The organism is Methanobacterium alkalithermotolerans, assembly GCF_018141185.1.
Classification (GTDB): domain Archaea; phylum Methanobacteriota; class Methanobacteria; order Methanobacteriales; family Methanobacteriaceae; genus Methanobacterium_F; species Methanobacterium_F alkalithermotolerans.
In genome coordinates, this window is record NZ_CP058560.1 from 160,353 (window position 1) to 175,585 (window position 15,233).

At 38.1% G+C, this 15,233-nt stretch carries 14 protein-coding genes; 9 read left to right on the plus strand and 5 right to left on the minus strand.

Annotation, left to right across the window (positions count from 1 at the left end; translation table 11 throughout):
- Positions 1-58: 58 nt before the first annotated feature.
- Positions 59-784, minus strand: coding sequence for a phospholipase D-like domain-containing protein (locus HYG87_RS00800; protein WP_211533348.1), 726 nt, complete (start codon positions 782-784; stop codon positions 59-61).
- 430 nt (positions 785-1,214) lie between these two features.
- On the opposite strand from HYG87_RS00800, the gene HYG87_RS00805 reads away from it, so the two are divergent.
- Complete coding sequence (locus HYG87_RS00805) at positions 1,215-1,775, plus strand: methyltransferase (RefSeq protein ID WP_211533349.1); 561 nt, start codon at positions 1,215-1,217, stop codon at positions 1,773-1,775.
- A 63-nt stretch (positions 1,776-1,838) separates the two neighbouring features.
- Here the strand turns inward: HYG87_RS00805 and HYG87_RS00810 are convergent, their stop codons facing one another.
- A complete protein-coding gene (locus HYG87_RS00810; protein ID WP_211533350.1) occupies positions 1,839-2,015 on the minus strand; it encodes a MarR family transcriptional regulator in 177 nt (58 codons plus the stop codon).
- A 317-nt stretch (positions 2,016-2,332) separates the two neighbouring features.
- On the opposite strand from HYG87_RS00810, the gene HYG87_RS00815 reads away from it, so the two are divergent.
- Together HYG87_RS00815 and HYG87_RS00820 are read left to right on the plus strand one after the other, a co-directional pair.
- Entirely contained in the window at positions 2,333-3,223 is an 891-nt protein-coding gene (locus HYG87_RS00815) for a serine hydrolase domain-containing protein (protein ID WP_211533351.1), read from the plus strand.
- Positions 3,187-3,378, plus strand: coding sequence for a hypothetical protein (locus tag HYG87_RS00820; RefSeq protein WP_211533352.1), 192 nt, complete (start codon positions 3,187-3,189; stop codon positions 3,376-3,378). Before HYG87_RS00815 ends, HYG87_RS00820 begins: the two co-directional genes overlap by 37 nt.
- A 149-nt stretch (positions 3,379-3,527) precedes the next feature.
- Here HYG87_RS00820 and HYG87_RS00825 read toward each other — a convergent pair whose 3' ends face one another.
- On the minus strand, positions 3,528-4,193 hold the full coding sequence (locus HYG87_RS00825; RefSeq protein ID WP_211533353.1) for a hypothetical protein: 666 nt from the start codon (positions 4,191-4,193) through the stop codon (positions 3,528-3,530).
- 716 nt (positions 4,194-4,909) lie between these two features.
- Here HYG87_RS00825 and HYG87_RS00830 point away from each other — a divergent pair.
- From HYG87_RS00830 to HYG87_RS00840, 3 genes are read left to right on the plus strand one after another with little or no spacing between them, the layout of a single operon-like run.
- Entirely contained in the window at positions 4,910-5,581 is a 672-nt protein-coding gene (locus HYG87_RS00830) for a GltB/FmdC/FwdC-like GXGXG domain-containing protein (RefSeq protein ID WP_211533354.1), read from the plus strand.
- Positions 5,582-5,593: 12 nt separating this feature from the next.
- Complete coding sequence (locus HYG87_RS00835) at positions 5,594-6,676, plus strand: Coenzyme F420 hydrogenase/dehydrogenase, beta subunit C-terminal domain (RefSeq protein WP_211533355.1); 1,083 nt, start codon at positions 5,594-5,596, stop codon at positions 6,674-6,676.
- Positions 6,677-6,692: 16 nt separating this feature from the next.
- Positions 6,693-8,177 carry a glutamate synthase-related protein gene (locus HYG87_RS00840; RefSeq protein WP_211533356.1) on the plus strand — a complete coding sequence of 495 codons (1,485 nt, stop codon included), beginning with the start codon at positions 6,693-6,695 and terminating at the stop codon, positions 8,175-8,177.
- A 154-nt stretch (positions 8,178-8,331) separates the two neighbouring features.
- Here the strand turns inward: HYG87_RS00840 and HYG87_RS00845 are convergent, their stop codons facing one another.
- Positions 8,332-8,652, minus strand: a complete 321-nt coding sequence (locus HYG87_RS00845) for a hypothetical protein (RefSeq protein WP_211533357.1) — start codon at positions 8,650-8,652, stop codon at positions 8,332-8,334.
- Between the two features lie 156 nt (positions 8,653-8,808).
- Here HYG87_RS00845 and HYG87_RS00850 point away from each other — a divergent pair, with 156 nt between their 5' ends.
- The gene (locus HYG87_RS00850) at positions 8,809-10,164 is read left to right on the plus strand and encodes a B12-binding domain-containing radical SAM protein (protein ID WP_211533358.1); all 1,356 of its coding nucleotides are present in this window, start codon (positions 8,809-8,811) and stop codon (positions 10,162-10,164) included.
- A 166-nt stretch (positions 10,165-10,330) separates the two neighbouring features.
- Positions 10,331-13,129 (plus strand): DEAD/DEAH box helicase, encoded by a 2,799-nt coding sequence (locus HYG87_RS00855; protein WP_211533359.1) that lies wholly within the window; start codon positions 10,331-10,333, stop codon positions 13,127-13,129.
- 211 nt (positions 13,130-13,340) lie between these two features.
- Here HYG87_RS00855 and HYG87_RS00860 read toward each other — a convergent pair whose 3' ends face one another.
- Complete coding sequence (locus HYG87_RS00860; protein WP_211533360.1) at positions 13,341-13,850, minus strand: PsbP-related protein; 510 nt, start codon at positions 13,848-13,850, stop codon at positions 13,341-13,343.
- A gap of 318 nt (positions 13,851-14,168) precedes the next feature.
- Here HYG87_RS00860 and HYG87_RS00865 point away from each other — a divergent pair, with 318 nt between their 5' ends.
- Complete coding sequence (locus HYG87_RS00865) at positions 14,169-15,149, plus strand: ribonuclease H-like domain-containing protein (RefSeq protein ID WP_211533361.1); 981 nt, start codon at positions 14,169-14,171, stop codon at positions 15,147-15,149.
- Positions 15,150-15,233 lie beyond the last annotated feature (84 nt).

Consider the following 15,233-nt stretch of genomic DNA (forward strand, 5'->3'; position numbering starts at 1 on the left):
TTTCCAGTCTTTAACTAATTTTAGTATATGAAATAAATATAGTTAGAATAGTGGGTTATCATTCAGTAAGAATAGCATATTTTTTCAATTGATCATAATCCAGGTCTTCACTTTCATCCCACACGCCCTGGAAAAATTCTATGGCTTTTTTCACCTGATCCGGGTCTTTAATGAGCACTCCGGCTTCATAGTTAACTCCCAATCCTTTACGGGTGAGGTTGGCTGAGGAGATGATGGCCACCTCAGAGTCAATAAACATCATCTTGGCATGCAGGTTATTATTATAGCGGATATGTGCTCCTGATTCCATCAATGCCCGGAGCTTATCCAGACTGGTTATCCCTGATTTGATATCTTCTTCCCGGAAACTGGTAATAATTTTCATGTTAACCTCTTTTTCCACACCGGAAAACTCCTCCACCAGGTAGGTAATCCAGGGGGAACAAACCAGCACCTCCTTTTTAGCTTTTTTCAGGTTCTGGCGAATTTGTCCATATACCGTACGGGCCTCTTTAGGAGTGGTGACCACCAGTTCGAAGTGACTTTTTTGCGTTTCCTGTTCTTTTTTTAACTCAATATTCTCGATTTTAAGAGCATTTATCTGGTTTAATATCTTTTTATTTCCTATGATATCTTTTTGCAGGTCTTTTAATGCCTCTTTAAGCTGTTTATTTTCTTTTTCCAGGGCCTGGTTTTTAAAGTCCAGTAGTTCTAATTTTTCCTTATCCTGGCGATATAATTTGATTTTTTCAATCAGTTCCAGGTCCTCTTTTGAAATACCCATACTTAAACCTCGCCTTAATAAAACATGCCCCACATTTTAAGGTAGATATCATATCTTCTAACCTATAATATGATTAAAGTAAATATAAAATTATAGGTTTTAAGTTGATTAAAAAAGGAAAATTATGATGGTTTATATTTTAAAAATGATTATGCTTTGTTGAGCGTAAAATCAAGAGGAAATATTTTACAGGTGGATAATCACCCCTTATAAAAAAAATTAGATAGATAGTTTAAGTCTGAAAATAGATATTTATTTGTTGTAAGTAGGATGGTTTAAGTCTGAAAATAGATATTAATTTGTTGTAAGTAAGATAGTTTAAGTCTGAAAATAGATATTTTACTGTTTAAAATAAATACTTTAAATCTTAAAATAACATCACCTCTAAATTTTAGCATATCACTTTTAATTAATTATTAGGTAGTAAAACATGATCAATTACCAAGGAATTTTAATCAAAACCCATGAATCAGTGCCTCAACCATCCATGGATACCTATTTTCTTTTGGAAAATTTAAATATTAAAAGAACTGATGAGATACTGGAAATTGGGACCGGTGCAGGATTAGTTACCGTGTACTGTGCCCAGAGAACCCGTAATGTAGTGGCCACTGATATCAGTGAAAAATCCCTTAGATGTTCTCTGGCCAATATCATAGCCAACCGGACTTATAATACTCAATTAAAAAAAGGAGAGCTTTTCGAATCTGTTGAAAATGAAAAATTTGATTTAATTATCTTTAATCTATCTCAACTTTTGGCCACTTCAACTGATTTAAACCCTGAAAAATTACTCACCGGATTCACCAAAAAGGTAAGAGATTACTTAAAACCTGAAGGAAGATTCCAGGTATTAGTACCAGGTATTCTTGCATCGGAGGATACAGTATCTACTATAGAACAAAATAATTTTATGGTGGATTTAATTCCCCATGATAAATCACCAACAGGTGATTATATAATTAAGGTTGATTTAAAAGGGGATTCCTAATCTTTTTTAGAAATATTATCCCTTAGATAGCTTTTAATAAAAAAGAAGTATTTATAAAAGTTATTACTTTAAAGTCCAGTAACACCTTTTAGGAGAGATTATAGTCTCATCCTTTTTTAGCTGTTTCATAATCTTGTCTACTTCTTTTTTATCCACACCGGATATCTGACTAACTCTGGTGGCATTTAATGGTTCTTCTGATTCTTTAAAGGCCTTAATAACTTTTTCTTTATCATCCATAGTTACACTTCCTGTAATAAATTTTATTTAAAGTACTTGAAATTTTTTTTGATTAAAAATCGACTAAATATTAATTCAGGATACCAATTTTATAAATAATCTATTTGATTAATCCCTGTTAATTAATTACTCTATTAATTTAAGTAATTGAAATTTCTTATACGGGATCATAATCTATAAATTTCTATTTAGGTACGTAAATAGCAATTGCATGATTTTGGAAAATTAAATTAAGTCAAAAAATCCATAATTTAAACTAAGTAAAGTAATTAATGATAAAAGATGATTATACATTTAATTTAAATTAAGGTTACAATATGTCTTCTTTAATCACCTCTAAACTAGAAAATATCCTGAATAAAACCCTCCATCCTCAAAAGATACAGGGCGTGGTGGTAAAGATTGAATCTGGAGATGGTTCATTTTCCTGGCAAGGATCTGCCGGGAATATGGATACCGGCTCTTCTTATTTTATAGCCAGCACCACTAAATTATATATCACAGCCATGATATTGCATCTTAGACAGGAGGGTAAACTGGATTTAGATGATACCCTGGTAGATTACCTGGCACCGGACTTAATAGAAGGAATCCAGGTATTTAAAGGGGTGGACTACAGTGAAAGTATCACTATAAAGCAACTTTTAGCCCATACTTCTGGGGTGCCGGATTACTTTGAAGATAAACCCGTAAATAAAGATAAACTCATTAAAACACTTTTAAATGGCCAGGATGAGTGCTGGAGTTTTGAGGATGTAATGAATATGGTTAGAACTATGAAACCCCAATTTGCACCAGGCACTCCCGGCAAGGCCCATTACTCTGATACTAATTTCCAGTTACTTGATCAGGTAATAGAAACCATAACCAAAGAAAAGATTGCATCTGCCCTCCAGGAATATATTTTCCAGCCCCTTAAACTGGAAAACACTTATCTCTATCAGGATATCCAGGATACTGAACCTGAGGATATTTACTATAAAAAGGAAAAATTACACATCCCTCAGGCCATGGCCTCTTTTCGCGGGGATGGAGGTATAGTATCCACCGTTTCAGAATCAATGATATTTTTAAAGGCTTTTTTTAAGGATACTTTTTTTCCAGTAGGATATCTGGAGGAATTGCAGGAATGGAATAAGATATTTTTCCCCTTACAATACGGAGGGGACTTATGCGTTTTAATTTGCCTCGAATCTTTTCCCCCTTAAAAAGGGTTCCTGAGTTCTGGGGCCACTCCGGATTATCCGGGGCCTTTAGCTATTACTGCCCCAGTAAAGATTTATATTTTACCGGAACCGTTAACCAGGCAGCTTATCCTAATTTATCCTATAAACTACTTGTCAAACTGGTAAATTGTTTTTAAATTAAAATAAGGTGTTCAGGATAAAAAAAGAGTTATATGATTATTATTTTTCTTAAAAAATTAGTTGAATAAAAAGAGTAAAAACATGAAAAAATGTTTTTAATAGGAATTATGCTTAAAAAAAATAAAAAAATAAAAAAATAGGTGTTTTATCTGAATTTACCGTAGATGGTTCCGCCTATTATACTCAGTAATCCCACAAGAGCTAAGGCTAAGGGGGTACCAGTTTTTTGCATGGGTACCGTGGCAGCATCAATTGGAACCGGGCATGCTACTCCCATGAAGGTGTAACTATCTTCATCCAGGAATATTGGGCCTTCAGGATTTGGTTCGAAGGGGTATCCTTCCCAATCCCATAATATGGCATTTACTGTTATCTCACCGGTACTCATTACCCAGGCAGGTACATATAACTCGGCAACATCTCCAGGGAACATGGGACCATTCCATCCAATCCAGAATACATAAGCATCTAAATCCAGATCATAGAAATAGAATGGATTGAGGGCAGTATTTTCATATCTTACACCATTAAAGTATGCCACAGCATCCAGGACATCTATATAATCATATGACCACCATCTGAGTGAATTTTTTGGATCTTCCTGCAGGGTAACCAGAGCATTGTCAATAGTTTCATTACCTGTATTTTCGGCCAGTACCGCAACTGTTACTTCTTCACCTACACATGCTTCTTCTACCAGTTCATCATTTTCATCTATAACCACTACATCTACATCCTGGGCGGAAACTGCACCAGCAAAGACTACCGATAGAGTAACCATTAACATAAAAATGGTAGCTATTTTTCGCATATCTTTTTCACCTCTTATGTTTGATACAAATGGAATCAAACCTTAAAAATAACGAATTTTTGGTGAAAATCTAGCTGAATAATGCCTGTTTAGAATTAAATATTTTTTCCCAGAATATGAACTGCTATTTTGAATGTTGATATTTTTGATTCCATGGTAGGTAATATTATGTTAAAAGGAGGATATAAATTGTTACTAGTTATTATTAAATAATCAGGAATATTTTAGCAGAATGGTCTACAGGCACTTGAACGTTTTTGGTATTAACCCTTCTATCATTATTTATTATTTTAATTAAACAGTTGGATAATTATTGAATTAATATTTAATACTATTTTGAATATTTTTCCAAAAAGTAGAACAAACATGCATTAAAAAACCAATATTACTAAACAATGAATGTTGATTTGATTTTTAAATTAAACAATTTACAATAAATTTACTTAAATCTTATCTATATTGTTAGAACTTTCAATAAATATATATACATCTAACAATAAATTCACGAAAAGCTTAATTCATAGTTCAAGGTTGTCGGTAACCACCTGCCGGTGTAGGCCATCTGCTGGTAAATGATATGCCTGTTTTAAAATGAATAAATCGGCATATTTTAAGGGATTACTAACTTACTACCTTGAACAAACAAGCCGGTTTAAAAAGGCTATTATTAACAGCTTTTAATTAATTAAACCTACTTTTATGGGAGGAATCACTACATGAGTCCTGAATTAAAAATAAGTGATGAAAATCTCACAACCCATCAAATCAATCAACAAATAAAAAAAGCTCTTCAGGAGCAAAAAAACAGGATAATTATAGAAAACAATGATAAATTAGATTCTATTGCCGTGGGAAACCCCTCAGGTGTTGAATTCAACTTAAAAGGAGAATTCGGAGACTTTATAGGAGCCTTAAACGAAGGATCCCGTATAGAGATTGAAGGAAACACCGCCCGTTTTCTGGGTAACAACATGACTTCCGGAGAGATTATAGTGGAAGGTTCAGTCAGTGACGGTGCAGGATATGGTATGTACGGAGGGCATCTACTTATTAAGGGCGATGCTGGAAACTCTTTAGCGGAACTAAATAAGGGCGGAGTAATCATTGTTCAGGGGGATATAGGATCGCAGGCCGGTATGTTCATGCTCCAGGGAGATATTATCATCCTGGGCAATGCCTCTACCGAAACTGGAAACTGGATGCTAGGGGGCCACATTTATATCACCGGTGAGGTGGAAAGCCTGGGCAAGAATGCAGCCTACAGGAATCTGGATGAGGAAGATAAAACTAAAATTAGTGAAATATTAAATGCTCACCACCTTGAATTTGACCTGGATGCCTTTAAAAAGATAGATTGTCAAAGCAAAAGACCCTTCTATGGACATTAGGAGAATAATACAATGAATGACGAGAAAATAGCCATGGTTGGAACTCCCTGCCAGGTTCTGGCCGCAACAAAAGTTAACAAGTACCCGGATATCACCGGTGGTTCCCCTATTGATATTAAGATAGGATTATTCTGCATGGAAACCTTTTCCTACAAGTACATGCGGATGTTTTTAGAAGAAAACCAGGTGGATATCAACGAAGTAAAAGAATGCAGTATAGAACAAAACCAGTTAAAATTCCTTAAAAAAGATGGAACCACCTTTGAAGTCCCACTGGTAAAAGCAGAAGGTTTCATCAGGAAAAACTGTGATATATGTTCTGATTACACCGCGGACATATCGGACATATCTATTGGTTCTATAGGTTCCCCTAAGGGCTGGTCCACCGTAATAATACGTACCCCTAAGGGCCAGGAAATCATAGAAGCCCTGGAAAAACAGGGTCAAATAGAAACCCGGCCTATTGAAGAAAAAGGTTTAAACCTACTTAAAAGGATAGCCACCAGTAAAAAATCCACTAACCGGATAAATATCCAGAAAAGAGAGGCCATATCCCGACCGGTGGTATACCGTCGGGAGGTTAGTGAAGAAGAATTCCAGAATTTTGTGCAGGAATGCCAGTTTGAGAACCTGGAGAGTGATGTGATAAGTGAAGGGGCCTGTGTGCTCTGCGGGGCCTGTGAATTTGTATGTCCCACCAATATAATCAAAATCCATGACCGTAAACCATATATCAAAGGTAGCTGTGAAGAAGGATGTCATGCCTGCTACACCGCCTGCCCCCGAACTTATGTAACTGAGGCCGTACTACCTCGAAACCTGGATGATAAACCCATAGGTGATTATCTGGATATTAAAGCAGTTAATGCTAATTTTATAGAAGGCCAGGATGGTGGAGCAGTAACTGCTATTTTAAGTTACCTTTTAAAGGAAGGAATTGTGGATAAGGTATTCATTGTAAGTGAAGATGAAGAAAAAGCATGGAAACCTAAACCCCGACTAACCAGTGATATTGGAACCGTGGTCAAAGCCGCCGGAACCAAATACAGTGTAGCCTCTATAGGATTCAAAGCCTTAAAAGAGGAAAAAGCATAAAAAGGAAGTTAATAATATGCCATTTATAGTTACAAGAAATAAAGATCTCTGCCTTAGAAGTTTCGACCGGGAAGGGTGCTGCTGGTATAAATGTGATGACAAGGACGATGAACAATGTAAAAAATGCTACTCCTGTTACAACAACTGTCCCAATGAGGTATACGATGTCATAAATGACCAGCCTTTCCCCACCAGGATGGAGAGTTGTGCTGGATGCAGAATTTGTGCTAAAATGTGTCCCAATGATGCCATATCAGTAAGTGCGGTGCCTGCTGATCCCCGGGCCATGTGGACTGACCCAGATATGGATGAAATCCAGAGAAAAGCCCTGCAGGGAAATTACCGGGTAAGATCCTGTGGAGTAAGAAGAGAAATACCCACCTTATCAGAACTGGTCATGGTACCAGGTCAGCTGGCTGTTCCTCCAGTGGACAAATACCGGGAAGAATGTAACAGTCAGGTTATTCTGGGAAGCCGTTATGCTAAAAATCCCCTGGTTCTGGATACTCCCATCATGATCGGGGCTATGTCCTATGGTTCACTCAGTAAAGAAAGTAAAGTGGCTTTGGCCATTGGAGCCAGTTTATCTGGAACCATTGCCAATACGGGAGAAGGAGGCCTCATTCCTGAAGAAAGGGCTGCTGCTGATAAACTAACAGTGCAATACTCCTCTGGAAGGTTCGGGGTTTCGGCTTCTTATTTGCGTAGTGCCGAGGCCATAGAGGTCAAGGTGGGTCAGGGGGCTAAACCGGGTATGGGTGGACACCTTCTGGCAGAGAAAATAACACCGGAAGTGGCCCGGGTAAGGGGACTTCCCATGGGAACTGATGCTTTAAGCCCCTGCCGATTTTTAGATTCCACCCAGAAAGGAGATCTGGGTAAACACGTGGAATTACTCCGGGAAGTAACTGATTCCCAGGTACCTATTATTGTTAAATTAGGACCTGGCCGGGTATACGATGATGTACGCCTGGCGGTAGAAGCAGGAGCAGATATTGTGGCAGTTGATGGTATGGAAGGTGGAACCGGTGCTGCTCCTCATGTGGTGATTGAAGAACAGGGTATACCCACCGTGGGGTCCCTGATCCAGGCAGTGGATAGTCTAAATGACATGGGAGTTAAGGATGAGGTGGATCTCATCATGGCCGGTGGTATAAAAGACGGTGCTGGTGCAGCCAAGGCCCTGGCATTAGGGGCTGATGCTGTATATGTGGCCACTGCGGCACTTATAGCCATGGGATGTCGTGGCTGTGAATCCTGTGCCAGTGGAAACTGTCGGGAAGGAATAGCCACTCAGGATTTGAAGATGAGAAGAAGACTGGAACCCAAAACCAAGGGAGAAAGGGTTAGTAACTTCATCAATGCCATGAATGAAGAAATAAAAATGTTAGCCCAGATATGTGGCCATAACGATATTCGAAACTTAAATAAAGAAGATCTAAGGGCCTTAAATACTAATATCGCTGCTTTAACCCGGGTTAAATTAATCAGTGAAGCCTGATTAATTACTTTTTTTTTTATTTTTTAAAATCTAAATTTTGTACTTTATTGAATAATTTAATCTTTTTATTTTTTAAAACTAATTCATGTTCTTCTTTTTAAAATTAGCCATAATCAAAAAAATATGTGAGTAAGTAGATTTTTTAAGGGAACTGCTAGATACTCCTGTATTCCACTTTATAATCCTTCCATGGATTTTTACCCTGCTTGGAGGGTTGTTTTCCTTCAAAAGTGATTCTTACTTCTACCCCTAAAGGTACTTTCTCCATTAAACCATCCAGTACTGTGGACCCCCAGATTTTAACTTCACCTTTTTCATTTTTGAGAGTATACATCTTGCTCTTATACTGACCCACACCCTCTTCCAATTCAATATAAATACCAGTAATAAATTCTCCTGCAGCCTGAGGATCCCATATAGTGGGTTTTTCTCTGGCTTCGTCTTCATCCTTTTTAACTTCTATCCATTCACTCATAATAATCACCCTAATACTAATTTTTATATAGTCCTTTTAATATAATTAAATGCATTATTATATTAATAAATACCATTATTATCTTTTTTAAGTTGTAGGAGGGACTACTCCTTTATTATTGATATTATCTTTTTTACATTATAAAAGGTGAAAATAATGAAGGTAACTTTTGTAAATCCTCCCCAAACTTCTTCTAAATATAAATTCATGGGAGTGGTAGCTCCTCCCTTAGGAATGGCCTATATGGCTGCAGTTTTAGAAGAAAATGGTGTGGATGTAAATATTATAGATGCCTCTGCCATGGAAATGAGCTGGGATACATTAAAAAAAGAATTAAAGTTGAGTAATCCGGATATAATAGCCATAACCGCTTTAACTCCCACCATTTCCCAGGCCCTAAAATCTGCTAAATTAGGACGCCGCACCTGCCCCCAGGCCATGGTAGTTATGGGGGGATATCACCCCAGTTTTAATTTTCAGGAAATCCTTCAAAAAGATTATGTGGATGTGGTTATTCGAGGAGAAGGAGAATACACCATGCTCGAACTGGTAAAGACTCTGGAGAGTGGTGGTGACCTGTCCCGGGTTAAGGGAATAGCCTGGGGAGATACAGTTACCCCTTCCCGGCCCCTGATAAGTGACCTGGATGAGTTGCCCTTACCTGCCCGACACCTCCTGCCCCTGGAAAATTACACCTTCCTCAATCTAAAAAGCAGTATGACCACCATGATAACCAGTAGAGGTTGTCCCATGCAGTGTTCTTTTTGTGCATCAGCTGCTTTACATGGATCTAAACTTCGTTTACGATCTCCAGAGAGTATTGTGGATGAAATGGAATATCTGGTAAATGAGCTGGGTATAGAAACCATTGCCTTTATGGATGATACCTTCACTCTTATTCCTCACCGGGTAAAAGAAATCTGCCAGCTCATAAAAGAAAGAAATCTGGATGTATTCTGGGGTTGTACCGCCCGGGTGGATACCCTGAATGAGGAAATAATTAGAACCATGCGCCAGGCAGGATGCATCACCATCTTTATGGGGGTGGAATCTGCAGATCAACAGTTACTGGATGGTATGAATAAAAAAACTACCATTAATCGTATTAGAAAGGCTTTTGAAATATCCCGTAAAGAAAAAATGCGCACCATTGCCTCGGTGGTGCTGGGTATGCCAGGAGATACCTATAGCAGTATTAAGAATACCATTAACTTTGTACAGGAACTTAAACCCTCTTATGCTATTTTCTCTCTGGCCACACCCTATCCCGGGACCCGTTTTTACCACCAGGCCTTTGAAGAAAACTTAATAAAAGTGAAAGACTGGTCCAAATTCACCTTACTTTCCCCTATTATGGAGACTGTGGAATGCTCCCTGGATGATTTAAAGAAAATGCAAAAAAAAGCGTTTTTTAGTTTTTATCTAAGACCATCCTACATCATTCACCAGGTAAGGATGGATGGACCGGTTTTACTTAAAACCATTGCCGCCGTTATTAGGCAGGTAATATAGAATCTTTAATTTAAATAATATTACTTTTTTTAGATATATTCCGGACTAAGCATTATTTTACCATGTTTGATAATAATATTAGAATTTGCTAATCCTTCCAAATCTTTATAAACCCCTGAGACGTATTAGTAATAAATATGCAGGTAAGCTACTGACAGGATAAACCATGGTCAAGAAGATTTTAAATCAAATAGGAAGGGACATCCGGTTTCGGGATAAAATTGAACATATAGAAACCCTGCCTTCCCGGGAAGGTACCTACCAGAAGGTGGAAAATCTTCCACCTAATATCCAGAATTATCTGGAGAATAATGGTATAAAGCTCTACCAGCACCAGTCCCAGGCCTTCGAACTCCTTAGAAAAAAGGAAAATGTGCTTATAACCACCCCCACAGCCTCTGGTAAAACTCTGGCCTTTAATTTACCTATTATGGAAGAGTTAGGTGATGATAAGTCCACCGCACTATACATCTATCCTGCTAAAGCCCTGGCCAATGATCAGTGGGAAGTCCTGAAAGATCTGGAAAAAGAACTGGGACTGGATTTAAAACCATTCATTTATGATGGTGATACACCTAAAAGTGATAGGCCCTATATTAAGCGTCATTCCCGCTTGGTACTAACCAACCCTTATGAACTTCATCTGATATTATACTGGCACCATCAGTGGGCGCGCTTCTACCGCAACCTTAAATTCGTGGTTATTGATGAAGCACACCAGTACCGGGGTGTATTTGGTTCCAATGTAGCCTTTTTAATCAGAAGACTGCGCCGGATTTGCAAATATTATGGATCAGACCCCCAGTTTATTCTCTCTTCGGCCACCCTGGCCAACCATCAGGAGTTTTCCCAGAAACTGGTGGGTAAACCCTTCCAGGTGGTGACCCAGGACACCTCCCCCCGGGGGGAAAAGCACTTCATCCTCTATAATCCTTACAAGAAGAAGTCTGACCTTTCAGTGCATCAGGAAACACAGAACCTCTTTTTATACTTTATTTTACATGAATTACAGACCCTGTGCTTCACAGTATCCCGTAAAATGGCAGAATTAATTGCCATGTGGTCTAAAAAGGAAATTGACTTACGTAAACCTAAATTAACTGAAAAAATAACTGCTTACCGGGCAGGGTACCTGGCCAGTGAGAGGAGGTTAATTGAAGAAAAGTTAAGAAACCAGGAATTAATAGGGGTTACCACCACCAATGCCCTGGAGCTGGGTATAAATATTGGATCACTGGATGCAGTAATTATCTCGGGTTACCCGGGAACCATGATATCCACCTGGCAGCAGGCCGGTCGCTCTGGTCGACGGAAAAATGATTCACTGGTGGTGCTTTTGGCCTTTCAAAATGCTCTGGATCAGTACTTCATGAAAAACCCCCATTTTTTCTTTGATAAACCTCATGAAAACGCTATAATAGATTTACATAATCCTCATATCATCCAGGGACATCTACTGTGCGCTATCCATGAACTACCCCTTACAAAAAAAGAATTAGAAGAATACTTTTATGGTGATCCTCTGCTTTTAGAGGAAGCAGAAAGGGATGGTTTAATCCGGAATAATCTCCATAAGTGGATGTATATTGCCGGGGATAATCCTGCTTTTAAACATGGTCTGGATGAGATATCCTCGGATATATTCCGGGTTATGCATTCAGGACGGTTACTGGAGAGAATGGAAAGATCTCAGGCTTACCGGGAAGCCCATGAAGGAGCGGTACTGATAAATCAGGGTGAAACCTATACGGTGGAGAGTTTTGATAATAAAAAGAGGATAATAAATGTGGCCCGGCGCAGTGTGGATTATCATACCCAGGTTCTCAAGGAAGTGGATATAAAAGTCCTGGAAAAAATAGAAAACCGACAGATAGGAGGATTGAAGGTACACTTTGGGGTTCTGGAAGTTCGAGAAGATTTCCATAAATACAAATTACTTAACTACCGTAAGGTACTGGGTACCTATCCCCTGGATTTACCTCCCCTGAAATTTGAAACCAGGGGTATGTGGTTTACCCTGCCCTCCCACTTAAAAGAGGTACTGGAGGAGAAATTCACCGGGGATGATATATTTGCTGGAGGTTTACATGGCACCGAGCATGCCCTTATTGCCTTATTCCCCTTGCATGTGATGTGTGACCGTATGGATATTGGAGGATTATCCACTCCATATCACCCGGATACCCAGGCCCCCACCATTTTCATATATGATGCCCACAAAGGAGGAATAGGATTAGCAGAAAAAGCCATCCAGGTCTTTGAAGAACTTATAAAGTCAACCCGGGATCTTATCACCACCTGTAATTGTAAGGAAGGCTGTCCTTCCTGCATATATTCTCCTAAATGTGGTAATGAGAATCGGCCCCTGCACAAAAAAGCCACCAGCTATATACTTAAAAAAATGATGCAGGAAGCAGAATCCGGTCAATTAAAAGAAGTGATAGGTGAATATCAAAAACCTGTTAAGGTTAAACCAATGGCTGCCACAGCAGGATCCGAGTCCTATATAGAATTTGATAGTGTGGATAAACTTAAGTGTAGATCCCTGGAATTAATGGAATCTGAGAAACTGGATGAAGCACTATTTCTGGTGGATAATGCCCTGGATATGCAACCTGAAAGTTGGGAACTATTAAAAATAAAGGGCCAGCTTCTGGACTTAAAAGGGGATAGTGCTCAGGGAGTTGAATATTTATCTAAAGCCCTGCAATTAAAACCCTCGAATTTACAGTTATCTTACCTTTTATCCATTGCCCTCTACCACAGCGGAGAGTATCTGGAGGCTAAACTCAATTTACTGGATATTATTAAAAAGGATCCTCAGTTTTATAATGCCTGGTATCTTTTAGGGGTGATATTACAATCCCAGGGGGATATACCAGGAGCTATACAGTACTTCAGCCGGGTTTTAACCTTAAACCCGGACCATGAGCAGGCTTCAGATAGTCTGCGCAAATTACTGTAATTTTAATAATAAAACCACTTTTAATCTTACAAAATAGATCCCGGATTAAAATTTGATTTCATAGCACGTATAATCAACTAAAAAAAACACTTTATGGTCATCAGGATAACCAAAAAAGGAATAAGTTTTTAATGACCTTTTTAGGAGTACAAAATTCTTAAAATATAGAATATTATTATTTTTCTAAAAATAAAAAAATAAAATTAAAAATTTAAGTGGTTTTGAAAGTGTTTAGAATTCTCTCAAAGGTTTCTATGCCACTCTTCTCAGAGGTATATACTGTAATATATAAATCTTCATTTTTTATCCAGAAGGCTACATTAGTGTATATACCATCAGTGGGGTTGGGTGATGAGAGTAATTTGGCACTTACACCATCCACCATGATATCTTTTTCGTTGGTTAATCTTAGTTCAGTTTTATAGGTTTCTATAAGGTCATTTATCAATTTATCTTTGTCTGCTGCTGATAAAACACCAACATCCACTACTACAAAACCAAAGATTTCATTATCTTTACCAAAAGCTACTCCTGATTCACCAAAAGTATCTACCAGCATGGGGTCATTACTCTGATCAGTCCAGGTCCCGGGATAATCAAAGCTTACTCCCATCCCGGAGTAAGTTTTATTGGAGGACCAATCATCACCCTCACTGGTACAGCCAGCTACCAATACGGAACATACTATTAATAACATACTCAAAATCTGTATTTTCTTCAAAGGCAACACCTTAATTTTGTTTTTTAATAATAACAAATTAATAGGTTATAGTTAATAAATATGCTGATTATGTTTTATAGACAAATGTTAACTCCAGTAATCAGCCTTCTTCCGGAATGTTACCTGCTTTATTCTCCCCCAAAACTTCTTAATAGTTTTTTTTGGGGAACTTAATTTATGGTACTAATCCCATTTTTTATGCCGGAATTATTTTAAATTAATTTCCACATGCTCTCTAAAACTATTTTAAGGATTAAATAATAATTAATAAGCAAGATTATCTGATATTGATTTTAAGATTTATTTAAGATGATTAAAATGCCACTCCACCAGAATAATAGTCACCAAGACCATCTCCGGGAATCATTAGACCCGGTGACTGATTTAAAGCGCCGTCTTTTAAATGAATACCAGGATAAAACCCTGGATGAGGTTTTTGGTGGAGAGGAAATAGAAACCACTTATGGAACTACTTATCTCATAAAATCCCGGGATAAAATTGATTTTTGTCTAAAAAAGTGTGATGACATAAAAAAATCAATGATAGGTGATCTTAAACTCATCCCGGGTATTGGTCCGGCCACCGAATCTCGCTTAAAAAAAGAAGGATTCACCGATATAGAAAAACTACAAAATCACCCTAAAATTGGCTGGAAAGCTGAAATGTTCCTTAATAAACTGGAAGAGAAGGATAGTTCCTCTATTATAGAACTGGTTAAAAAAAACTACCCCTCCTCCCATGAACGGGTGCTGGAGTGTGCCGGATATAAAAACCCGGAGCATTTTATTTTTATGGATATTGAAACCCTGGGATTAAACCACCAGCCAGTTATCCTTATGGGGGAAGCCACCCTGAAAAAAAATGAAATAGAGGTCCGGCAGTACCTGTGCCGTGATCTGGGTGAGGAACCCGCGGTTTTATCCGGGATAACCTCTCATTTATGTGAGGAATCTGCTTTTGTATCTTTTAATGGGGCCAGTTTTGACTTACCCTATATCAAAAACCGATTCGACTACTTTCAAATAGAACAGGATCTTTCCAGAACTCATTTTGATTTATATCATTATTCCCGTCGTTTTTGGGGATCTTATCTACCAAACTGTCGGCTTACCACTATAGAAAGGCATTTATTTGATATAGAACGGGTGGATGATGTACCAGGTAGCCACATACCCGGTTACTATAAAACCTATCAAAAAGAGGATAATATCGGCCCTCTGGTACCTATCATTGAACACAACCGGATGGATATTGTTACCCTGGCCCTTATCCTGTCCCGGATGCATGATGAAATTTAAGGTTAAATACATTACTCCCGGGTTGTGAAGATACACCTATTTGTTTCTATCCTCAAAATATTTATTAGATAAGTTATTTAAGTA